Raw genomic sequence first — 22,611 nt, forward strand, 5'->3', positions numbered from 1 at the left:
GGGCTGTCCCGCAGCAGCCGCAACAACAACGTCGGCATCGCGGTCCTGCTGATCCCACTGATCAGCGCCGTGGTGTACGCGATCAGCTTTCTGCTACCCCCAGCCAAGACGGGACGAATGATGACGCGGACCAGAGCTCTCCAGCGCGGCAACGTGCTCCTCCTGCGCGCCGCCGTCGCTCCTTTCCATGTGCAGCACACGCGGTGGCCCTCGCCAGACGACCCGGCCGAATGCCGACGGTGGCTGGCCGAGGTGTGGGCCGACCCGGGCTTCGCCACGGCGGTGCGGGCCGCGACGCCGCGCCTTGTCGGCGCAGTGGAGCAGGCCGTGAACGATCCGACGGTGTCAGCGAGGAAGGTCCGCAGGGCGGCCACCGCCACAGCCCGCTATCTGCTGCGCGCCACCGGACGCCCGACTCCGTTCGGGCTCTTCGCCGGGGTGGCCACCGCCTACTGTGGCCCCGCCATGGTCCGCTTCGGCGTGGAGCACCGTCCGGTGGCCCGCCCGGACACCCTCTGGCTCGACCATGTCCGTCGCGACATCCAAGGCCGTCCCGATGTCCTGCCCCACCTGATCGTGGCAGCGGATGACCTGACGGTACGACGGGGAGACACGCTCGAACGGCCACTGCCCGGCGGCCGTACCGCGACCGTCCGCCTCACCCGGCCGCTGGCAACCATCCTGGAGATGACCGCCGAGCCGATGCCATACCAGCACGTCATGGAACGGCTCATCGCGATGGGCGGCTCCACCGCGCAGGCGTCCCGTCTCCTGACCGCAGCAGTCCGCACGGGATTGCTCACCACTCAGCTCCACGCCCCGATTACGGATACAGACCCACTCGGCCACCTCCTTCGCGAGCTGGAGCCGGTAACAGCGCACCTGGAGCCCGAGACTGCTGACGTTCTACAGGAACTGAACGACGTACACCGACTGCTGGACAGCCACCACACGACCTCGGACCAGTCAACGGCGCAGGAGATCCGGGACACGGCTGAGCGCAGGATGACCGCGATCAACGACGCCGGTCGCGTACGGCTGAGCGTGGACCTTCGCCTCGATGCCACCGTGCAGATCCCCGCTCCCGTCTTGAACGAGGCCGAAGCCGCGGCCCATGCCATGCTCCGACTCACCCGCCACCAGGGCGAGCGGCCCGCCTGGGCCTCGTACCACAGCGTGTTCTGGGACCGGTACGGCGCAGGCACTCTCGTTCCCGTACGCGAGGCCGCCGACCTCGCCGCCGGAGTGGGACTTCCCGCCGGATTCCCCACATCGCTCTGGCCCGAGCCACCGACCAAGGCGCTGCCGCGGGACGAGCTGCTGATGCGCCGGGCGTGGCAGGCGGCAGTGACCGGAGAGCGGGAGATCCGCCTCACGGACGCCGACATCGAGGAACTGAGCCCCGCGTCGAAGAGCAGCTCTGAGGAAGCGGCGGTCGCCCCGCACGTCGAAATGGGGGTACGGGTGTACGCCAAGAGCCAGCAGGCCCTCGATCGCGGAGACTTCACTGTGTCCGTCCGTCCTGCGTGGAGCACCGGTAACCTCACCGGCCGTTTCGCGTCCACCCTGCCCGACAGCGGATTGCGCGAGGCGTACGGGAAGCTGCCCACCCTCGTGGACGGGGCTCTCGCCGCCCAGCTGTCCTTCACTCCGGTCTACCCGCACGCCGAGAATGTCGCGCGCACTCCGGCGTTCCTCCCGTACGTGATCCCGCTGGGCGAGCACCGCTCGCCCGCCGCCGACCTCATCCCGCTGGACGATCTCGCCGTGCTGTCCACCGGCAAGCGACTGCACCTGGTCAGCCTCTCCCGCCGCCGAGTCGTCGAACCGGTCGTACTTCACCCGCTGGCTCTGGAGAAACAGGCACCACCGCTCGCCCGGTTCCTCGCCCAGCTCGGGCGGGGCTTCGCCACCGCGTGGACCCAGTTCGACTGGGGCCCGCTCGCCACCGGGATGCCGTTCCTGCCCCGCGTCCGCTACCGCAAGGCCCTGCTCACCCCGGCCCACTGGAAGCTCACCGCGAGCGGCCTTCCGGCCAGGCCCTTCGACCGCACCTGGCACGAGGCCCTGACCGACTGGGCACGGACCTGGAAATGCCCCAACTCTGTGGAACTGCGGGAAAACGACCGCACCCTGCGCCTGAACCTGCGCGAGTCCTTGCACGCGCGGCTGCTGTTCGACCACCTACGGCGGCACGACACCGCAGACCTGCACGAAGCTGCCAAAGAGGAGGACCTGGGCTGGATCGGGCACGCGCACGAGATCGTCCTGCCGCTCACATCCACCCGGGCCCCACTGCCCGCCCCGGACATCCAGGACGCGCCCGTGGTCACGAACCGGACGCTGTCCGACCCTGGCGGCGACCAGCCGTGGGTGCAAGCGAAGCTGTTCACCGCCCCCGCCGCCATGGACCAGATCCTCGCCCGCACGCTCCCCGGAGCTCTGGAAAGGCTCGACGTCTGGTTCGTCCGCTACCGCTCACTGCTGGAGGAGAACCACCTGCGGCTCCGTTTCGCCGCGCCCGACCCCGCTGCCCACACCACGATCACCCAGACCATCGTGAGGTGGGCCCGACAGCTCCAAGACGACGCTCTTGCCTCGCGTCTCGCCTTCGACGGCTACCGGCCCGAAACAGGCCGGTACGGCATCGGCGCCGCGATGTCGGCCGCCGAGGAGGTCTTCATCGCCGACAGCAGTACCGTCCGCTACGCCCTGGCCGATCTGCCGAGCACAGACCGGCGCATGCTGTGCGCCCTCGGGATGATCGACATAGCCCTCTGCCTCCTCGGCGAGGACGACGGCACCCACTGGATGGCCACGAACCCCGCCCCCGGAATTGGCCTGCCAGCCGTCTCCCGGGCCGTCGCACAGCAGACGAGCACCGGCCTCCGGACACGACCGTCCGGCTGGACGCCACGGCTCGACACGGCGAGCGCCATCCGGCGCAGCGCCTTACACCACTACCGCAAGCACCTAGCCGACGGGCAGGTCACCACCGTGCTGGAGTCCCTTCTGCACATGCACCACAACCGGTTCATCGGACCGGATCGCGCGTCCGAGGCCGCCTGCCGTCACGCCGCCCGTCAGGCGTGCCGCACTGTGTGGGTACGGAGGGCCGATCAATGAACGATCACGCCCATGAACTGGGCGCAGGGCTGGCCGGGACGCTCCTTCGCCGAGCCGTGCTGGCCCACAGCGACAGCGCGTGGGAGGCAGTACACCGCATCGCCCGCGACATCTCCGCCCAGCCCGCCACCGTCCGCCCCGACCACGCGAGCCTGTACCGAGGAGCACCCGCCCTCGCCTACGCCCTGCACACCGCCGGACACCCGGCCTACCACTCCGCGCTGGATACCCTGGACGAGACAGTCGCCGGGCTCGTCCGCGCGAAGCTCGCGACGGCACGCGAGCGGATGGCAGCCGGTCAGCCGCCGCGGATGCGGGAGTACGACCTGATCAGCGGCCTCACCGGGCTCGGTGCCTGGCTCCTGCACCGGCGGACGCGCCTGGAGTTGCTGGAGTACGTGCTGCGCTACGTGGTCCGGCTGCTCCTCCAGCCCGTCACGGTTGACGGCCGCGCGACCCCGGGCTGGTGGACCTCGGACTGCCCCAATGGGACGCCCGATCCGGCATGGCCGTACGGCCACGGAAACTTCGGTCTCGCGCACGGCGTCGCGGGCCCCGTCGCCCTCCTCGCGCTGTGCGCCCGCGCCGGGTTCTCGGTGCCCCGCCAGCAGCAAGCATTGGTGCACTCCTGCCGACTGCTGGAGCAGTGGTCGATAGGCGTCCCGACCGGCGGTACGGCCTGGCCCGAGACCGTCACCGCTGACCGGTGGCGACAGGGGCCGCCCTCCTCCGCTGCTCCAGGCAGGCCCTCGTGGTGCTACGGCACCCCAGGCATCGCCCGCGCCCTGCAACTGGCCGCCCTCGCCTGCAACCGCGCCTCCAGCCAACGCCACGCCGAACACACTCTGGCCGCCTGCCTCACTGACCCAGCACAACTCGATTCGCTCACCGACGCGACGGTCTGCCACGGCTGGGCAGGGCTCGCTCTGAGCACCGCCGCGGCGGCGGCCGACACCGCTCCCGGCAGCCCACTCCCAGGACAAGCGCCCCTCCTGCGCGACCGGCTGGCCGCACACCTCGACCAGCATCCGAGGCCGGACACACCCGGTCTACTCACCGGCTCGGACGGCATCCTCCTCACCCTGCACACCCTCACCCCAACCCGGCGCGTTGCCCCGGCGTGGGAGACCTGCCTCCTCCTCAACTGATAAGGATTCCAGCGTGAACAACACCCCGACCGTCGATGACCTCCGCAACGAACTCGTTGACCAGATCGTGGCCAAGAGGCCCCTGCCTCCCCGCGTCGAGCGTGCCCTGCGCACCGTTCACCGGGAGGTTCACCTTCCCGGACTCGACCCGGCCGTGGCCTACAGCAACAAGGCCGTCACCATCAAGGACAACCCCGAAGGCCCGCTCGCCCTCTCCTGCGCCTCCGTGCCCTCCACCGTGGCGATGATGCTCGGCCAGCTCGACGCGCAGCCCGGCGACCACGTCCTGGAAATCGGCGCGGGCACCGGCTACAACGCCGCCCTCCTCTCCGAGATCGTCGGCGTCGACGGCGAGGTCACCACCATCGACATCGACGCCGACGTCACACTGCACGCCCGCGACGCCCTCAACAAGGCCGGATACCAGCACGTACGGGTCATGGAACGCGACGGGCTGAAGGGCGCACCCGAGTACGGCCCCTACACCCGCATGATCGGCACCGTGGGCTTCTGGGACATCCCCGCCGCACTGAGCGCCCAGCTCGCCGACGGCGGCCGGTTCGTCCTCCCCCTGCGGTGGCGTGGGCAGACCCGCTCCGTCGTCCTCACCCGCCAGGGCGAGGCGCTGGTCAGCAGCAACATGGAGCTGTGCGGCTTCGTCCCCATCGTCGGCCAGGACGGCGAGCACACCGTCGAGCTGGCCAACGGCACCGTCCGCATCCACCACGACCAGGACCAGGACGTGGACCCCGCCGCGCTGATCGATGCCCTCACTCAGTCCGCCGCTGAGACATGGTCGGACGTCCGGATCGGCGGCGAGGAGTCCTTTGACGGGATCTGGCTGCGGACGACCGCGTTCGAGGACACCATCTGCCGACTCGAAGCCACCCGCGCCGCCGTGGAAAACGGCCTGCGCCGCCCCGTAATCGTCGGCCGGAGCCCTGTGCTGGTTTCCGGGGGCTCGCTGGCGTACCTCATCTCCAAGCGCGACGACGCGGACCCCGAACGGCCTTCACTCCTCGGAGCCGCCCACCTCGGCCCCGATGGCGCCAACCTGGCCAAGCGCCTCGTCACGCACATCACGGCCTGGGGAGCCGACCGCGCCGCCGCGCCCAACCTGGCCATCTTCCCGTCGGGCACACCGGACAACGACCTCCCCGCAGGCCACGTCATCGAAAAGGCCGACTCCCGCGTCGTCCTCTCGTTCGCGTAGAGCCGCCAGCAAGGCAGCCTGCAGTGGCCCCGCTCTCGGGGCCACGCAAGGAGCTGCTGAAGCATTTACAGTCACACCCCCGCGCGCTACGTTCACAAAGCAACTTGGGAGCGCTCCCATAACGACGGTTCCTGACCCGATCACGTCGAAGGGAAGACCAGCGCGATGGCTCGACGATTACTGGCCCCCGCACGCCCCCCACGCCCGCCGGGCAGTTCCCGTGCCCGTAGATACGCCTTGCTGGTACTGCTCTCCGTACTACCCGCCCTCGGCTTGGTGTTCACCAGCGGAGGCAGCGCCTCCGCGCATGGCGCGCCGATGGCGCCGGGGAGCCGTACCTATCTGTGCTGGAAGTACAGCCTGTCCAGCACCGGTGAGGTCAAGCCGACCAACCCGGCCTGCAAGGCCGCGTTCGACAAGAGTGGCGCGACCCCGTTCTACAACTGGTTCGCGGTGCTCCGCTCGGACGGCGCGGGCCGGACCAAGGGGTTCATCCCGGACGGCAAGCTGTGCAGCGGCGCGGCCACCGTCTATGACTTCTCCGGCTTCGACCTGGGCAGCAAGGACTGGCCGGTGACCCATCTGACCTCCGGCAAGTCGATGCAGTTCTCGTACAACACCTGGGCCGCGCACCCGGGTTCGTTCCGCAGCTACGTCACCAAGAACCCGATCGACCCGACGAAGCCGCTCACCTGGAACGACCTGGAGGACCAGCCGTTCGACACGGTCACCAACCCGCCCCAGTCGGGCCCGGTCGGCACGGTCGACGGCAAGTACACGTGGAACGCCACCCTGCCCTCGGGCAAGAGCGGGCGCCACATCATCTACACCGTGTGGACCCGTTCGGACAGCCAGGAGACCTTCTACAGCTGCTCCGACGTGGTCTTCGACGGCGGCAACGGCGAGGTGACGGTCCCGGGCGCCAGCTCCGGCGGCGGCAGCGACCCCACCGACCCGCCGACCTCCAAGTGCACCGCGACCCAGAAGACCACCAGCACCTGGAACGGCGGCTACCAGGCCGAGGTGACGGTGGCCAACACCGGCGCCACGCCCATCTCCTCATGGATGGTCGACTGGACCGTGCCGTCCGGCCAGCGGGTGGACAGCGCCTGGAACGGCAAGCTGACCACCAGCGGTACGGCGGCCTCGGTCACCAACGCCGACTGGAACGGCTCCCTGTCCGCCGGGGCGTCGACCACCTTCGGCTACGTCGCCAGCGGCGGCTCCCCGGACACGGCGGCCGCACCGATCTGCATGGTGCACTGATCCGCTCACCGAACTGTCAGCGCACCTCACCCCGCCGGTCTGCCGCCCCGTCCCCTCCGGACGGCAGACCGGCCCCGTGGGTCCGTCGACCTCGGCATCCCCGCGCTCAGGGTTCAGGCGTCCAGCGAGAACGCGTTCTTGGCATGCGTGAGGGATGCCTCGGAGGCGGGTCCGCCGGGATTCTCGGTGGCCAGGGCCTGGTTGAGGGTGACGAAGGGACGCATCCGCCGCTCATAGCGAGCGTACGCGGCACGGTGATCGCCGTGCGCCCGGGCGAGACAGTCGGCCAGCACATGGGCGCCCACCAGGGCCAGGCTGGTGCCTTGCCCCGAGAGTGGGGAAGGGCAGTAGCCGGCGTCTCCGAGCAGGGCCACCCTGCCGCGTGACCAGCAGTCCATCTGAATCCGGGCCATGGCATCGCAGTAGAAATCGGGCGCCTCCCGGGCGGCCTTCGCCAGACGGGACCCTTCCCATCTCAGGGAAGCGAGCTTGTCGACGACGAGTTGCCGAAGGGCGCCGCCGCCCCGGAGACCGCTGGCAAGGGGCGCGGACTGGAAGCCGAAGGCAACCCTGAGTTCGGTGTTGTCGCTCACGGACATGATGCCGAAGCCCGCGTCGCCATCCCGAAGCCACACCTGCCAGTCGTCCAACGCGAGAAAGTTCTCCGCGCTGAACACGGAGAGGTAGCTGCCCAGGTGATGGGCGAATCGGCCCTCGGGACCGAAGGCCAGGCGCCGTACGGTCGAATGCAGGCCGTCCGCCCCGATCACGAGGTCGAAGCTGCGGGAGGCCCCGTGGGCGAAGTCGACGCGCACGCCAGTCTCGTTCTCGTCAAGCGCGGTGACGCTGTCGCCGAAGAGGTACTCGACTTCCGTGCGCGTGTGTTCGTACACCATCCGCACCAGGTCCTCACGCAGCAGCTCGATGTCGTCGCTGTCGAGGCGGCCGCTGCTGAAGGCCACCTCGGTGGAGCGATCGATCTCGCGACCTTCGGGGTCGAGGATCGACATGCCACGCATCCGGGTGCGCACGCGTCGCGCCTGCTCCAGCAGGTTCATCCGCTCGACGACATCGAGCGCGACACCGCGGACGTCCACGGCCTGGCCGCCAGGGCGCGGATGCGGGGCGCGTTCGACGACGGTGACCTTGAAGCCGTGTCGGTGAAGCCAGTAGGCGAGCACGGGCCCGGCGATTCCGCCGCCGGAGATGAGAACAGTCTGCATGGGAATCTCCTCCAGTACGCTGTACGCGCACTGAACGTACGACGTACGCATACCCCCTTCAACTGGCCAAACGATCTTTCTGTACTAGGGCAGTCGACCTCCGTTCGGCGTCGCCGCTGCTACCCTCTGCACTAGTACAGACCGGGAAGGCGGCAGGACGTGACGAAGCCCACAGGCGCATCCGTGCCGCCCTATCTGCGCATCGTCGCCGGGATCCGTCGGCGCATCGTCGACGGTGAACTAGGCCCCGGGGACGCGGTTCCCTCAACCCGTCAGATCGCCAGGGAATGGGGCGTCGCGCTCGCCACCGCCACCAAGGCCCTGACCACCCTGCGTCTTGAGGGCCTGGTCGAGACCCGCCCCCGGGCGGGCACCGTCGTCGCCGGAGCCGTTCCCGTCACACCGCCGCGCAGGCACTCGCCACCCGCCCCGCCCTCCGAGCAGGAGCTGACCCTCGACCGGGTCGTCCGCACAGCCATCGACATCGCCGATACCGAAGGGCTGTCAGCGCTCTCCATGCGCGGCGTCGCGGCCCGGCTCGGTGTCGCCGCCATGTCTCCCTACCGGTACGTCCCCAGCAAGGACGATCTCGTCCTGCTCATGGCCGACGCCGCATTCGGCGAGGAGACCTACCCCGCCGACGCGCCCGAAGGCTGGCGCTCCCGCATCGAGCTGGGCGCCCGGACCCTCTGGACCCTGTACCGCAGGCACCCGTGGCTGGCTCAGCTCGGATCTCTCACCCGCCCGTTGCTCGTGCCCAATCTGATGGCCCACGGCGAATGGATGCTGAGCGCCCTCGACGGCCACGGCCTCGATCCCACCACCCTGTTCGACCTCCACGTACTGATCTACAGCCACGTCCAGGGCCTGGCAGTGCACCTGGAATGGGAAGCGCACGCCGAAGCCTCCACGGGCCAATCGGAAGACCAGTGGATGGACAGCCGGACTCCCGCCCTCCGGGCACTGGTGGAATCCGGGCGCTTCCCCACCTTCACCAAGGTGGTCGGAGCCTTCGACGATGGCTATGACCTGCGTCTCGACGCGCTCTTCGAATCCGGCTTCAAGGCACTCCTCGACGGCCTGGCTCCCATCGTCGAAGGCCAGGCGACCGGATGCGTCGGCGGTCGCCACCGGGCCAGCGGCGAGCACGCTCACGATCAGTGCCGGCCGCCAAGTTGAGCCGTTGGCCTGGCCCTCGGGCCAGGGTCGCGACAGGGCCCTACGCCCCCGTCTCGGCATTTACGGACGGCAGACCGGCCTCGGCGAGCAGGTCCGCGAAGGCGGCGGTCGCGCCGGTGAGGCGGACGCGGGAGAAGGCCGTCACCTCGCGGCGCCACGGTGGGTCCAGGGGGAGGGTCACGCAGTTCTGACGGGCCGCCACGTGGGCGGGGGTGACGAGGATGCCCAGACCGGCGGCGGCCATGGCCACGGCGGTCGAGCTGTGTTCGGTGTCCACGGCGGTGCGGGGCGTGAACCCGGCCCGTTCGCAGGCCAGGTCCAGGAAGCGGCGTCCGTCGACCACCGGTTCCAGCGCGCAGCGCACCCAGTCGCGGTCCGCCAGGCCCGTGAGGCGTACGGCCGCCCGCGAGGCCAGCGGGTCGTCCGGGGGTACGACGACCACCACCTCCTCCTCGCCCAGGGACACCACGGGCCCGTCCCATCCCTTCGGCCGGTGGCCGACCGCGAGGTCCGCCACGCCGTGCTCCATGGCGTCGCGCAGTTCCTCGCCGGTGGCGTACTCGTGCACCACCAGGCGCATGCCCGGACGTTCGCGCCGCCAGCGGGCGAAGAGCCCGGGCAGGACGCCGACGGCGAGGGCGTGGAGGGTCGCGAGGTGGAGTTCGCCGCCCTCCGCCCCGGCGGCGGCGTGCGCGGCGCGCCAGGCGCGTCCGGCGCTGCGCACCGCCAGTTCGGCGTGCGGGAGGAAGGCGCGGCCCATGGGGGTGAGCCGTACGCCGCGCGGCAGCCGCTCCAGCAGCGGGCCGCCCGCTTCCCGTTCCAGGGCCTTGATCTGGTGGGAGAGCGCGGACTGGGTGACGCCCAGCAGATCGGCGGCGCGAGTGAAGGACGCCTCCTCGACGACGGTCACCAGGTATTCCATCTGACGCAGGCTCATACGTCCCTCTTGGTATGAAGGTTGTTCATGGATCTGAGAGAGACAATGCCTTGGACTCATGAGGGGCTCAAGGCGGAGTCTTGCGGCATGCATGAGCAAGAGACGGACGTCATCGTCATCGGGGGCGGCACCGGCGGTTACAGCACCGCGCTGCGCGCCGCCGCGCTGGGCCTCCGGGTCGTCCTCGCCGAGCGGGATCTGATCGGCGGGACCTGTCTGCACCGCGGCTGCGTCCCCAGCAAGGCGATGCTGCACGCGGCCGAGCTGGTGGACGGAATCGCGGAGGCACGGGAGCGCTGGGGGGTGAAGGCGACCCTGGACGCGGTGGACTGGCCCGCGCTGACCGCGACCCGCGACGACATCGTGGCCCGCAACCACCGTGGGGTGGAGGGGCATCTCGCCCACGCGGGCGTCGAAGTGGTCCGGGGAAGCGCCGCCTTCACCGGCCCCCGTACGGTGCGGATCGCGCCGGACGAGAAGCCGCACGGGGAGCCTTACGGGAAGCCGTACGGGGAGTGGACCGCGCGCCGGGGCGTCGTCGTGGCCACCGGCTCCCGGCCCCGTACGCTGCCGGGCCTCGCGCCGGACGGGCGGCGGGTCGTCACCAGCGACGACGCGCTGTTCGCGCCCGGCCTCCCGGCCTCCGTCCTGGTACTGGGCGGGGGCGCCATCGGCGTCGAGTACGCCTCGCTGCACCGCTCCATGGGCGCGCGAGTGGTCCTGGTCGAGGCGGCGGACCGGCTGCTGCCGCTGGAGGACGCCGATGTCAGCCGTCATCTGACGCGCGGGCTGAAGAAACGCGGCGTGGAGGTGCTGACCGGGGCCCGGCTGGAGGTGCTGACCGGGGCCCGGCTGGAGGGGGCCGAGCCTCACGAGGACGGGGTGCGCGCCACCGTCCGTACGGGGCGCGGAGACGTACACGAGCTGGACGTGGAGCGGCTGCTGGTCGCCGTCGGGCGCGCCCCGGTGACGGACGGGCTGGAGCTGGCCGCCGCCGGACTCGCCACCGACGCGCGCGGGTTCCTCGCGCCCGCCGACTGGGCACGGCTGGAGACGGCGGTGCCGGGCATCCACGCCGTGGGGGACGTACTGCCGCCGCCGTCCCTCGGGCTGGCGCACGCGTCGTTCGCGGAGGGGCTGTTGGTGGCCGAGACGCTGGCGGGCGGCTCGCCCCGGCCGGTGGACTACAACGCGGTGCCGCGCGTCACCTATGCGAGCCCGCAGACGGCCTCGGTGGGGCTCTCGGAGGCCGAGGCGCGGGACCGCGCGGGTGGTGATGTCACGGTCGGCACGATGCCGCTGACGGCCGTCGCCAAGGGCATGGTGCACGGGCAGGGCGGGATGGTGAAGGTGGTCGCCGAGAGGGGCGACGGCGGGAAAGGGGCCGGTCGTGTCCTCGGGGTCCATCTGGTGGGGCCGCACGTGTCGGAGATGATCGCCGAGAGCCAGCTCGTCGTCGGCTGGGACGCCGAACCGGCCGATGTGGCCCAGCACATCCATCCGCATCCCACCCTCTCGGAGGCGGTCGGCGAGGTGTATCTGACGCTGGCCGGGCGGGGGCTGCATCAGCAGTCATGAAAAAGGCTTGGACGGGGGGCCGTTGACCCCCATAGGGTGCGCGTCAACGCCCGTACAGACGAGGAAGGAGGCGCCGAGCCATGAACACCATCGCCATTCCGCGCTCCCGCCCCCTCTCCCTCGGGCGTACCCCCGTCTGATCACGCGATCCGACCGGGAGCGCACCGCGTACCCGGAAGGAAACCCATGACCGGACTGGTCATCCGCGTGCTCACCGAGAGCGACGCGCATCTGTTTCACACCCTGCCCGACCCCGCACTCGTCGGCCGGGGCCGCTTCGGCCACACCTACGCCACCGTCGGCCGGGGCGGCGAGTACCGCCCCGAGTGGACCTGGGTGGCGCTGCGCGGGGAGCGGGTGGTGGCCCGCGCCGCGTGGTGGGGCGGGCCGGACGACACCGCGCCCGTCGCCCTCGACTGGTTCGACTTCGCCGAGGGCGAGGACGGTGCCGCCGCGGAGCTGCTGCGCACCGCGTCCCCGCACACCGAGTACGCCCTGCTCGCGCCGCCCGGCTGGCGCGACCGGCCGGACGAGAGCGCTGCGGTGCGGGCCCGGGTCGACGCGGCCGTGGCGAGCGGGCTCACCCCCCTGGTCGAGCGCTACCGGTACGAGTGGACCCCCGCCGCCGGGCTGCCCGAGCGGCCGGGGCGGCTGGAGTTCCGGCCGGAGCCCGACGACGCGGTGATCGCCGACGTCATGCGCCGCGTCCACCAGGGCACGCTGGACGCCCACGACCGGCGGACCATCGCCGAGAGCGGTATCGAGGCCGCGGTCGAGGAGAACTTGCGGCTGTTCCACTGGTTCCCGTCGCCCCGCGACTGGTGGCGGCTGGCGTGGACGCCGGGCGGGGAGATCGTCGGCATCCAGGTGCCCGCGCACAACCCGGCCGGGCCGTGCGTCGGCTTCATCGGGGTCGTGGCCGGGCAGCGCGGCCACGGCTACGCGTACGACCTGCTGGTGGAGTGCACCCACGACCTGGTGGAGCGGGGCGCGACGAAGATCGCCGCCGCGACCGACCAGGGCAACCGGCCGATGGCCGCGCACTTCGCGAAGGCGGGCTACCCCATCACGCAGGAGCGCATCGACCTCGTGTGAGCGTGGCCGGTGTCGTCCTGCTGCGCGCCCGGTGCTCCGTCCCACAGCATGGTTCCGGACCCGTCCGCGCGACGATGTGAGGAGACGTCAGTGCTGTTCGAGGTGTGGGCGCCGCATGCCGGACAGGTGGGGCTTCATGTGGCGGACCGTACGCATCGCATGGAGCGCGATCCCGTCCGGGACGGCTGGTGGTGGGCCGAGGCCGAGGCGGGGCACGGGACGGCTTACGGCTTCGCGCTCGACGGCGGCCCCCCGCTGCCCGATCCGCGCTCCCGGCGCCAGCCGGACGGCCCTGAGGGGCTGAGCGCGGTCGTGGACCACTCCCGCTTCCCCCGGGAACGGGAGTGGTTCGGGCGGCCGCTGCCGGGCGCGGTGCTGTACGAACTGCACATCGGGACGTTCACCCCGGAGGGCACCTTCGACGCGGCCGCGATGCGGCTTCCGCATCTGGCCGGGCTGGGCGTCACCCACGTCGAGCTGATGCCGGTGTGCCCGTTCCCGGGGAGGCACGGCTGGGGTTACGACGGGGTCGCGCCGTGGGCCGTGCACGAGCCGTACGGCGGTCCCGAGGGGCTGACCCGGTTCGTGGACGCCGCACACCGGCACGGCCTCGGCGTCGTCCTGGACGTGGTGCACAACCACCTCGGACCGTCCGGCAACCGTCTGCCGGAGTTCGGGCCGTACTTCACCGACACCCACCACACCCCGTGGGGCGCGGCGGTCAACCTGGACGCGCCCGGCTCCGACGAGGTCCGCGCGTACTTCATCGGCAGCGCGCTCGCCTGGCTGCGCGACTACCGGCTGGACGGGCTGCGGCTGGACGCCGTGCACGCGCTGCACGACACCCGGGCCCGGCACTTCCTCGCCGAGCTGTCCGCCGCGGTGGACGCGCTGGCGGCCCAGCTGGGCCGTCCGCTGTTCCTGATCGGCGAGTCGGACCTGAACGACCCGCGCACCACCACCCCGCGCGAAGCGGGCGGCCATGGGCTGCACGCCCAGTGGAACGACGACTTCCACCACGCCCTGCACACGTTCCTCACCGGCGAACGGCAGGGCTACTACGCCGACTTCGCCGCCGAGGGGCCCGCCGCCCTGGCCAAGACACTCCAACAGGGCTTCTTCCACGACGGCGGCTATTCGGCCTTCCGGGGCCGCCGCCACGGCAGCCCGCTGCGCCCGCTCACCACCCCGGCGCACCGGCTCCTCGGCTACGCCCAGACGCACGACCAGATCGGCAACCGGGCCACCGGCGACCGGCTGTCGGCCCGGCTCTCCCCCGGGCTGCTGGCCTGCGCGGCGGCCGTCGTTCTGTGCGCGCCGTTCACCCCGATGCTCTTCATGGGCGAGGAGTGGGGCGCGGGGACGCCCTGGCAGTACTTCACCGATCACCAGGACCCGGAGCTGGCGGAGGCGGTACGGCGCGGCCGCCGCCGGGAGTTCGCCGCCCACGGCTGGGCGGAGGCGGACATCCCGGACCCGCAGGACCCGGCCACCCGGCTGCGGTCCTGCCTGGACTGGACCGAGCCGGGCCGGGAGCCGCACCGCGCGCTGCTGGACTGGCACCGGCGGCTGATCGCGCTGCGCCGCGCCGAACCCGCCCTGACGGACCCCGGCTGGTCCCGCACAGAGATGACAACCGGTCCGGACGGCCTGAACGGCTGCTTCGGCTTCCGACGCGGCCCGCTGCGTATCGTCGTCAACCCGCACGACCACCCGGCGGACGCCCGGCTGGAGCCACGCTCCGCCGGGGCCGCCGAGGCCACCGCCGGGGTCGCCGAGGTGGTCGCCGCCTGGCGGCCGGTCGAGCCGCCGGGCCCGGACGGCACGCTGCGGCTGCCGCCGGAGACGGCCGTCGTGCTGCGGGTCAGCCCTCCTCGGGGGTGAGCCGCAGCGAGATGGAGTTGATGCAGTACCGCTGGTCGGTCGGGGTCGGATAGCCCTCGCCCGCGAAGACATGGCCGAGGTGCGAGCCGCAGCGGGCGCACCGCACCTCGGTGCGGACCATGCCGAGCGTGCGGTCCTCGATCAGCTCGACGGCGGACGAGTCCGCCGGGTCGTAGAAGGACGGCCAGCCGCAGTGGCTCTCGAACTTCGTATCGGAGCGGAACAGCTCCGCCTCGCACGCCCGGCAGGAGTAGACGCCGGTCGTCTTGGTGTCGGTGTATTCACCGATGAAAGGTCGCTCGGTGCCCGCCTCCCGCAGGACCTGGTACTCCTGCGGGGTCAGCTCCGCGCGCCACTCTTCCTCCGGCTTGTCGATCTCGTACGCCATGGACGGACCCTCCTCAGCTCTCCCGGTTGCCCGGGCTCCTCAGGGCGCTCCGGGCCCGCCGCGTCTGCAGACGGGCGAGGATCTCCGGACCGAGGTCGGTGACGTCGCCCGCGCCCATGGTGAGAACAAGGTCACCGGGCTTGGCCATTCCGGCGATCAGTCCGGGAATCGCGGACCGGTCATGCTCGGCGGTCACATCCGCGCCGTGGCGGCGCGCGGCGTCGATCACCAGGTCGCTGGTGATGCCCGGGACCGGGTCCTCGCGGGCCGGGTAGATGTCGAGGACGACGGAGGCGTCGGCCAGGCCCAGGGCCTCGCCCATCTCGGCGCCCAGCTCCTGGGTACGGCTGAACAGATGCGGCTGGAAGACCACCAGGACCCGGCCGTCCCCGGCGCCGCCGCGGATGGCCTCCAGGTCGGCGGCGATCTCGGTGGGGTGGTGGGCGTAGGAGTCGATGACCTGCACCCCGGCCGCGGTGCCCTTGAGCTGGAGGCGCCGCTTGACGCCGGTGTACGAGGCGATCGCGGGAGCCAGATCGCGGGCGGGCACGTCCAGGGCAGCGCCCGCGGCGAGCGCGGCGACGGCGTTGTGCGCGTAGTGGCGGCCGGGCACGGAGACGGTGAAGGTGATCTCGCCACTCTCCGGGCCGCCGCCACCCAGCGCCTCCGCGATCCGGACGGTGACCTCGCTGGTCAGCCCGTGCGGGACGACGTCCAGGACCCGTACGTCCGCGTCGGCGGCCTCGCCGTAGGTGAGCACCCGCAAGCCCTCGCGGCCCGCCATCCGGGCGGTCAGTTCGCGGGCCCCGGGGTGGTCGGCGGAGATCACCAGGGTGCCGCCGGGCCGGACCCGCTCCACGAAGGTCCGGAACGAGTCGTAGATCTCGTCCATGGAGGCGTAGTTGGCGTGGTGGTCCAGCTCCACGTTGAGGATGATCGCGACCTCGGGCGTGTACTTGTGGAAGCTGCGGTCGCTTTCATCCGCCTCCGCCACGAAGATCTCGCCGCCGCCGTGCTCGGCGCTGGAGCCGGGCACGTCCAGGTCGCCGCCGATCACGTACGACGGGGCGAGGCCGAGGGTGCTCAGCGAGACGGCCAGCATCGAGGTGGTGGTCGTCTTGCCGTGGGTACCGGCGACCGCGATCGCGCGGTGGCCGTCCATCAGGGCGGCCAGCGCGTCGGAACGGTGCACGACGGGGATGCCGCGCTCGCGCGCCGTGACCAGTTCGAGGTTGTCGGCGCGGATGGCGCTGGAGATGACGACGCTGGTGGCGTCGGGCGCGACGTTCCCGGCGGCGTGCCCGATGTGCACGGTCGCGCCCAGCTCGCGCAGCGCGGCCACGATCGGGGAGTCCTTGGAGTCACTGCCCGCGACCCGTGCGCCGCGCTGGACGAGGACCTTCGCGACGCCGGACATACCGGCGCCGCCGATGCCGATGAAATGCGGACGGTCCAGCGCGTCGGGGGCAATGCCGGCCGGTGCCATGTACGGGTCTCCCCTGGGTGAGCGGATTCTCGGTCTGTCGGCCCGATTCTCGCACCCCGCCGGACTCCTCCGTACGCCGTCCGTACGGTCTCGCGCACACCGCCCGCACGGTGCTCAGCCGCTTCCCCGCGGTGCTCAGCCGCTTCCCCGCGGTGCTCAGCCGCCCGTGGTCGTCCGCCCCTCGTACCCCTCGTCGACCTCGTCGTCGCCATCGGTGTGCGCGAAGAGCTTCAGCACCGGGACGCCGACCTTGTGGCGCGCCCGGGAGGCCCAGTCGCGGTGGAAGAACTCCTCCACGAAGTGCGGCGCGGTGAGGACGATCACCTCGTCGGCGCCGGTCTCCTCCACCACCCCGCGCAGGATGTCCAGGGGGCGCCGCTGCACGACGTGGCCGCGGGCCTCGCTGCCCGCCGCGCGCAGGGCCGCCACCGAGTGGTTCAGGGCGCGCTCGGCGGGCTCCAGCGCCTCGCTGCCCTCCGGCTCCTCGCCTTCCTGGGTGGCCTGCTCCAGCTCGCCGAGGGCGATGTCGTCGATGGCGCGGAGCAGCCGGTCCTTGCTGCCGCGGGGCTGCATCATCACGACGAAGGAGACCGGGTCATCGCCGTGCAGGGTGGTGACGAACTCCACGTCGGCAGCGGTAAGCGGCTTTTCGATCATCAAAATGCTCGTGAACACGACGTGCGCCCTTCTCGTTCTTCGAGGAAGCGGTAGGAATGCGGTCTGTCGCAGTCTGTTTAGCGCAAAACTATGGGTAAATCCGACGGTAGCGGGTGAAAAGGAAACCGGCGTCCTCCAGTACGGAAGCGAGAGCGAACCGTTCCGGTTCGGCGGCCAGGGGACCGTTCGCGATCCGTGCCGCGTCGCCCGCGACCAGCACCGGGGCCACCGCGAGGCACAGCTCGTCCAGCACCCCGGCGGTCACGAACTGCGCCAGCAGCCGGGGGCCGCCCTCGGTCAGCAGCCGGGTGTAGCCCAGCTCGGCCAGGACCGCCGGGACCGTCCCCAGGTCGACCCGCCCCGAGGGGCCGGACCCCGCGCGCACCACCCGGGCCCCGGCCGCGTTCGCCGCCTCGACCCGGTCCTCCGCGGCCTGCCCGCCGGTGATCACCACGGTCGGCACCAGCGGCTCGGTGAACAGCGGCCGCGAGAAGTCCAGCTCCAGGCTCGCGCTGACCACGGCGATCGCGGGCGCCGGGGGCTGGCCGAGCGCCGCCCGGCGCTCGGCGAACGCCTCCCGGGCGCGGGCGGGCCGGTAGCCCTCCTGGCGTACGGTCTCGGCGCCCACCACGACCGCGTCGGCCAGCCCGCGCAGCACCCCGAAGATCCGCATGTCGGTGTCGGACGACAGCGGCCGCGACCGGCCGTCGTGGTGCGCGGCGCCGTCCAGCGAGGACACCATGTTGGCCCGCAGATACGCCCCCGAGGCGCTCTGCGGACGCTCCGGATAGGCGTATGCGTCGGCCAGCTCGTCGAGCCCCCACGGCTCGGTGGACGAACCGGTGGACGGATCGGACGGTTCGGTGGGCACGGGGAACAGGCGTCGCATGGCCGCAGTGTGACATGGCTCCCTCCGGGACGGTCCTCTCGGGAAAAGGGACTACCGTGGACACCCGTGTCCGCACCAATCACCACGTCCGGCTCGGCAGGCTCCATAGCCGCCGAAGCCCCAGTAGCCCTCACCGCCCGCGCTCCGCAGGTGCCTGCCGAACGCCTGGTGGCCGAGATGGTGCCGCCTCCCCGGTTCGCCACGGTGAGCTTCGACAACTACATCCCGGACCGCGGCCAGCCCAGCCAGGCCGAGGCCGTCACGGTGCTGCGCGGCTTCGCCGAGCGGCTCGGCGGCGGCGCGGACAAGGACCGGGGCGGCCGCAGACACTGGTTCCGCCGGGCGGCCAGGCCCGCCGCCCCCAGCGGCCCGCGCGGGGTGTACCTCGACGGCGGCTACGGCGTCGGCAAGACCCATCTGCTGGCCTCCCTGTGGCACGCCACCCCGGCCCCGCCCGAGAAGAAGGCGTTCGGCACCTTCGTCGAGCTGACGAACCTGGTCGGCGCGCTCGGCTTCCAGCAGACCGTGAAGACCCTGAGCGGGCACCGGCTGCTGTGCATCGACGAATTCGAGCTGGACGACCCGGGCGACACCGTCCTGGTGTCGACCCTGCTGGGCAAGCTGGTCGAGGCGGGCGTGGCGCTCGCCGCGACGTCCAACACCCTCCCCGGCAAGCTCGGCGAGGGCCGGTTCGCCTCCGCCGACTTCCTGCGCGAGATCCAGGGACTGTCCGCCCACTTCCAGCCGGTGCGCATCGACGGCCAGGACTACCGCCACCGCGGGCTGCCGGAAGCCCCTGCCCCGCACTCCGACGACCTCGTAACCCGCGCGGCCGGGCGCGCCCCCGGCGTCTCCCTGGACACCTTCCCCGCCCTGCTGGAGCATCTGTCCAAGGTGCATCCGAGCCGTTACGGCGCGATGTGCGACGGCCTCCAGGCGGTGTGCCTGACCGGAGTCGGCCCCGTGCCCGACCAGTCGACCGCGCTGCGGCTGGTGGTCCTGGCGGACCGGCTCTACGACCGCGAGGTGCCGGTGCTGGCCTCCGGGGTGCCGTTCGACCAGCTGTTCAGCGAGGAGATGCTGAACGGCGGCTACCGCAAGAAGTACTTCCGGGCGATCTCCCGGCTGACCGCGCTCGCCCGCGACGCGCGAGAGCTGGCCGAGGCGTAGGGCGGGTTCCGGCGCGCGCCGTATCGATCAGGTGGTTCCGGCGTACCCGGGGCGCGTGATACACACGTGCGGTCATCTTTCCTGTCCGCCAGCAGGGAGTTACCGCATGTCAGCGACACGACGTCAGATCCTGGGCCGTACCGGTGCGCTGGGCGCCTCCATCGCCTTCACCGGCAGCGTCCAGGAACTCTTCGCCGGTACGGCCGCGGCCGACACACCGGACGCACCGGACCCGGCCGCCCCGGACGCCGCCGCCGGGCACGGCGGGCGCGGCGGGTACGGGCCGCTCGTGCCCGATCCGGACGGCCTGCTCGACCTCCCCGAGGGCTTCCGCTACCGCGTACTCTCCCGCGAGGGCGACGCGCTGCGCTCCGGCGAGGGCAAGGTCCCCAGCCACTGCGACGGCATGGCCGCCTTCCCGGGCCGGGCGAGCGGCAGAGAGGGCGTTACGCATCTGGTCCGCAACCATGAGAACCGCAAGGACGCCGCGATCCGCGTCCCCGCCGTCAAGGGCCTCACCTACGACCCGATGGGCATGGGCGGCTGCACCGCCCTCGCGCTCGACTCCGCCGGCCGGGTGCTGTCGGAACGGGTCGCCATCGCCGGTACGGCCGTCAACTGCGCGGGCGGACCCACGCCCTGGCACACGTGGCTGACCTGCGAGGAGACCGAGGACAAGGCCGGTACGAACGGCTACACCAAGGACCACGGGTTCATCTTCGAGGTCGACCCGTACGATCCGCGCCGCACCGGCGCCGTACCGCTCACGGCCATGGGCCGCTTCCAGCACGAGGCGATCGCCGTCGACCCGCGCAGCGGGGTCGTCTACGAGACCGAGGACGCCTTCGATCGGCCCTTCGGCCTCTTCTACCGCTTTCTGCCCCGTAAACCCCTCGGCGGGACCGGGTCGCTGCGCGCGGGCGGCAAGCTCCAGGCCCTGCGGGTGCCGGGGGTGGCCGACCTGTCGACCATCCAGGAGCCGGGGACGTCATTCGGCAACATCGAGTGGGTGACCGTCCCCGATCCGCTCGCACGGGAAACCCCCATCCGCTTCCAGGACTTCGGCGCGGGCGGCATCACCCACGCCCAGAAGCTGGAGGGCTGCTACTGGGGCGGGACCTCGGTCTACTTCGTCTCCAGCTTCGCCAAGAGCGCGGACGGCTCGGCCGCCGACCACTACGGGCAGATCTGGCGCTACGAACCGCAGCGGCACCGGCTCACCCTGGTGATCGTCTTCGGGCCGGACACGGACGTGCAGCTGCCCGGCGAGTCACCCGACAACATCACGCTCGCGCCCAGCGGCGGGCTGATGGTCTGCGAGGACGGCGAGGGCGCGCAGCACGTCTACGGGCTGACCCGGCGCGGAGAGGTCTATCCGATGGCGCGGGGGCGCCAGAACATCGGCACCGAGGACAAGCCCGAGTGGGGTGAGTTCGCGGGCGTCACCTTCGCGCCGGACCGCCGCACGATGTACGTGAACTGCTACACCCCGGGCACCACCTTCGCCATCACCGGCCCCTGGCGGCACTGACCGGCTCCGTGTGCCTCCTGCCCCGCGCGGACGGGGCAGGAGGCGTTCACTCTCGGCGCGAACTGAGCGCACAGGCGATCGCGGTCGCCCCGGCGGCGAGCACGGCGGTCAGGGCGAGCGGCAGCAGCGGCATGGTCACGGTGCCGCTGCGCGAGCCGTTGACCAGGCCCGCTACGGCCGCGTTCGCGGGCGAGGCGCCGACCACGGACACCAGCAGCGCGGCGAGCACGGTCGACAGGACGGCCCAGCCGGGGCGGCGCAGCAGCGGCCGGTTGCACAGCGCGCCGACAGCCGCGCCCAGCAGCGCGCAGGCGAGCGCGGCCAGCAGCCCGGCGACGGCCGCCGCGGCCACGGGAACCCCGACCCGGCCGTCCGCGCTGCGCGGATCGCCGACCAGCGCGACGTACAGCGTCCCGGCGACCCCGAGGACGACCGCCGCGCCCAGCCCGGTCAGCACCCCGGCCAGATGCACCCGGCCGGGCCCCCGCGCGGCGGCCGCGCAGGAACGCGCCGCGGCGGGCTCGTTGGTGACGCACACCCGCACCATCCAGGCGGCGACGGGCAGCACCGCGGCGGCGGCGAACCCGAAGGAGTCGAGGATCGGCTGCCCGGCCTGCACCCCGATGCCCATGAAGGCGGCGTAGAGGATGAACGGCGGCAACCAGCGCTGCGAACGGGCCAGCAGCGCCGCCTGGTAGCGCAACAGGGCGATCATGCGGCCTCCGGATCGGCGGGAATCTCGGTCACCGCGCGGATGTGCCAGGGCGGGCTGGCGGTGAGCAGAACCCGAAGCAACGCATCGGAGTCCCCGCCCCCGACGATCAGCCGCACGGGCCCCGGGTCGCCGCCGGGGGCACCCCACCCACCCGACCCGGCCTCGTCACGGGCCCCCGACGCGCCCTGCACGGCACGGTCGTGCTCTACCGCAGGCCGGACCGTGTCGCCGGGACCCGGCGCGGCCTGCCCGACCCGCGCGGCCTCGCCGCCGGGGTTCGGCGGGGGCGGGATGGGCTCGTGCAGGGGCGTGCCGGGGAGGTTTGGGGGGAGGGTGGCGCCCGGTGAGGGCTCGGCCTCGATGCGGACCCGCCGTCCGGCGGTGACCGGGGGCTCGCCGGGGTCCGGCAGCGGCCCGGTCGCCGGGACCGGCGCGGGTACCGGGGCCGAGGCAGAGGCAGGGGTTGGAGCCGAGGCAGAGGCCGAGGCAGAGGCCGGGACCGGCACCGAAACCGGCGTCGGCTCCAGGCGGGTTTCCGTGACGCGGAACACGGCGTCCGGTGATCCGGCCAGGCGGCGTGGGTCGTGGTCGACGAAGACGACCGCGGCGCCGTCGGCGATGCGCTCGGCGACCGCCTCGTCCAGGACGCCGCGGGCAGCGCGGTCGAGGCCGGTCCAGGCCTCGTCGAGGACGAGCAGGGCGGGCGCGGCCAGCAGCGCCTGGGCCACGGCGACCTTCTGGCTGGTGCCCTTGGACAGCTCGGCGAGCGGGGTGGCCGCGTACTCGGCGGCCCCGAACCGCTCCAGCCACTCCCCCGCCCCGCGCACCGCCTCGGCCCGGCCCAGGCCGTGAATCCGGCCCAGGTGAGTGAGGTAGCCGAGGACGGAGAAGGGCAGCTCGGCCGGGAACCGCTCGGGGACGTACGCGGTGCGCGGGCGGTCGGTGATCCGGCCCGAGGTGGGGGCGTCGATCCCGGCGAGCAGCCGCAGCAGGGTGGATTTGCCGCTGCCGTTCGTCCCCTCGACCCGGGTCAGCGAGCCCGGCGGCACGTCGAGATCGACGCCACGCAGCACCCACGGTCCGGCCAGACCATAGCGGCGGCCGACTCCTCGCAGTCTCATGCCGG

General features: G+C 72.1%; 18 protein-coding genes. 10 read left to right on the top strand and 8 right to left on the bottom strand.

The window, feature by feature from the left end; genetic code table 11:
- From ABZ370_RS15390 to ABZ370_RS15405, 4 genes are all read left to right on the top strand, one after another.
- Positions 1–3,126, top strand: a 3,126-nt coding sequence (locus ABZ370_RS15390; protein ID WP_358620396.1) for a thiopeptide-type bacteriocin biosynthesis protein, incomplete at its 5' end; no start/stop codon positions are given.
- On the top strand, positions 3,123–4,274 hold the full coding sequence (locus ABZ370_RS15395) for a lanthionine synthetase C family protein (RefSeq protein WP_358620398.1): 1,152 nt from the start codon (positions 3,123–3,125) through the stop codon (positions 4,272–4,274). The genes ABZ370_RS15390 and ABZ370_RS15395, both read left to right, overlap by 4 nt.
- Before the next feature lie 13 nt (positions 4,275–4,287).
- Positions 4,288–5,487: a methyltransferase, FxLD system gene (fxlM, locus tag ABZ370_RS15400; RefSeq protein ID WP_358620399.1), complete on the top strand. Its 1,200-nt coding sequence runs from the start codon at positions 4,288–4,290 to the stop codon at positions 5,485–5,487.
- A 165-nt stretch (positions 5,488–5,652) separates the two neighbouring features.
- Positions 5,653–6,753 (top strand): lytic polysaccharide monooxygenase, encoded by a 1,101-nt coding sequence (locus tag ABZ370_RS15405; protein WP_358620401.1) that lies wholly within the window; start codon positions 5,653–5,655, stop codon positions 6,751–6,753.
- Positions 6,754–6,866: 113 nt separating this feature from the next.
- Here the strand turns inward: ABZ370_RS15405 and ABZ370_RS15410 are convergent, their stop codons facing one another.
- Entirely contained in the window at positions 6,867–7,976 is a 1,110-nt protein-coding gene (locus ABZ370_RS15410; RefSeq protein ID WP_358620403.1) for an FAD-dependent monooxygenase, read from the bottom strand.
- A gap of 159 nt (positions 7,977–8,135) precedes the next feature.
- Between ABZ370_RS15410 and ABZ370_RS15415 the strand changes: the two genes are divergently transcribed.
- Entirely contained in the window at positions 8,136–9,155 is a 1,020-nt protein-coding gene (locus ABZ370_RS15415; RefSeq protein ID WP_358620404.1) for a TetR/AcrR family transcriptional regulator C-terminal domain-containing protein, read from the top strand.
- A gap of 40 nt (positions 9,156–9,195) precedes the next feature.
- Here the strand turns inward: ABZ370_RS15415 and ABZ370_RS15420 are convergent, their stop codons facing one another.
- Complete coding sequence (locus tag ABZ370_RS15420) at positions 9,196–10,092, bottom strand: LysR family transcriptional regulator (protein WP_358620405.1); 897 nt, start codon at positions 10,090–10,092, stop codon at positions 9,196–9,198.
- A gap of 87 nt (positions 10,093–10,179) precedes the next feature.
- Here ABZ370_RS15420 and ABZ370_RS15425 point away from each other — a divergent pair, with 87 nt between their 5' ends.
- The 3 genes from ABZ370_RS15425 (at position 10,180) to treZ (ending at position 14,649) form a co-directional block, all read left to right on the top strand.
- Complete coding sequence (locus tag ABZ370_RS15425) at positions 10,180–11,670, top strand: dihydrolipoyl dehydrogenase (RefSeq protein ID WP_358620406.1); 1,491 nt, start codon at positions 10,180–10,182, stop codon at positions 11,668–11,670.
- A 186-nt stretch (positions 11,671–11,856) separates the two neighbouring features.
- Positions 11,857–12,765 carry a GNAT family N-acetyltransferase gene (locus ABZ370_RS15430; protein ID WP_358620407.1) on the top strand — a complete coding sequence of 303 codons (909 nt, stop codon included), beginning with the start codon at positions 11,857–11,859 and terminating at the stop codon, positions 12,763–12,765.
- 90 nt (positions 12,766–12,855) lie between these two features.
- The gene (gene treZ, locus ABZ370_RS15435) at positions 12,856–14,649 is read left to right on the top strand and encodes a malto-oligosyltrehalose trehalohydrolase (RefSeq protein ID WP_358620408.1); all 1,794 of its coding nucleotides are present in this window, start codon (positions 12,856–12,858) and stop codon (positions 14,647–14,649) included.
- Here treZ and msrB read toward each other — a convergent pair.
- The 4 genes from msrB to ABZ370_RS15455 all read right to left on the bottom strand — a co-directional run bounded on the left by msrB (position 14,630) and on the right by ABZ370_RS15455 (position 18,069).
- Entirely contained in the window at positions 14,630–15,037 is a 408-nt protein-coding gene (msrB, locus tag ABZ370_RS15440) for a peptide-methionine (R)-S-oxide reductase MsrB (protein ID WP_358620410.1), read from the bottom strand. The genes treZ and msrB overlap by 20 nt on opposite strands.
- A 13-nt stretch (positions 15,038–15,050) precedes the next feature.
- A complete protein-coding gene (murC, locus tag ABZ370_RS15445; RefSeq protein ID WP_358620411.1) occupies positions 15,051–16,523 on the bottom strand; it encodes a UDP-N-acetylmuramate--L-alanine ligase in 1,473 nt (490 codons plus the stop codon).
- 156 nt (positions 16,524–16,679) lie between these two features.
- The gene (locus ABZ370_RS15450; protein ID WP_358620412.1) at positions 16,680–17,198 is read right to left on the bottom strand and encodes an indole-3-glycerol phosphate synthase; all 519 of its coding nucleotides are present in this window, start codon (positions 17,196–17,198) and stop codon (positions 16,680–16,682) included.
- A gap of 70 nt (positions 17,199–17,268) precedes the next feature.
- Positions 17,269–18,069 (bottom strand): pyrimidine reductase family protein, encoded by an 801-nt coding sequence (locus ABZ370_RS15455; protein WP_358620414.1) that lies wholly within the window; start codon positions 18,067–18,069, stop codon positions 17,269–17,271.
- 66 nt (positions 18,070–18,135) lie between these two features.
- On the opposite strand from ABZ370_RS15455, the gene zapE reads away from it, so the two are divergent.
- A complete protein-coding gene (gene zapE, locus ABZ370_RS15460; protein WP_358620415.1) occupies positions 18,136–19,239 on the top strand; it encodes a cell division protein ZapE in 1,104 nt (367 codons plus the stop codon).
- A gap of 106 nt (positions 19,240–19,345) precedes the next feature.
- Positions 19,346–20,770, top strand: a complete 1,425-nt coding sequence (locus tag ABZ370_RS15465; RefSeq protein ID WP_358620417.1) for an alkaline phosphatase PhoX — start codon at positions 19,346–19,348, stop codon at positions 20,768–20,770.
- A gap of 46 nt (positions 20,771–20,816) precedes the next feature.
- Here ABZ370_RS15465 and ABZ370_RS15470 read toward each other — a convergent pair whose 3' ends face one another.
- Together ABZ370_RS15470 and ABZ370_RS15475 are read right to left on the bottom strand one after the other, a co-directional pair.
- Entirely contained in the window at positions 20,817–21,485 is a 669-nt protein-coding gene (locus tag ABZ370_RS15470; RefSeq protein WP_358620418.1) for an ABC transporter, read from the bottom strand.
- Complete coding sequence (locus ABZ370_RS15475) at positions 21,482–22,606, bottom strand: ATP-binding cassette domain-containing protein (RefSeq protein ID WP_358620419.1); 1,125 nt, start codon at positions 22,604–22,606, stop codon at positions 21,482–21,484. The genes ABZ370_RS15470 and ABZ370_RS15475 overlap by 4 nt, the downstream gene beginning before the upstream one ends.
- Between the last annotated feature and the right edge of the window lie 5 nt (positions 22,607–22,611).

This window comes from Streptomyces sp. NPDC005962, from assembly GCF_040629205.1.
Taxonomy (GTDB): Bacteria; Actinomycetota; Actinomycetes; order Streptomycetales; family Streptomycetaceae; genus Streptomyces.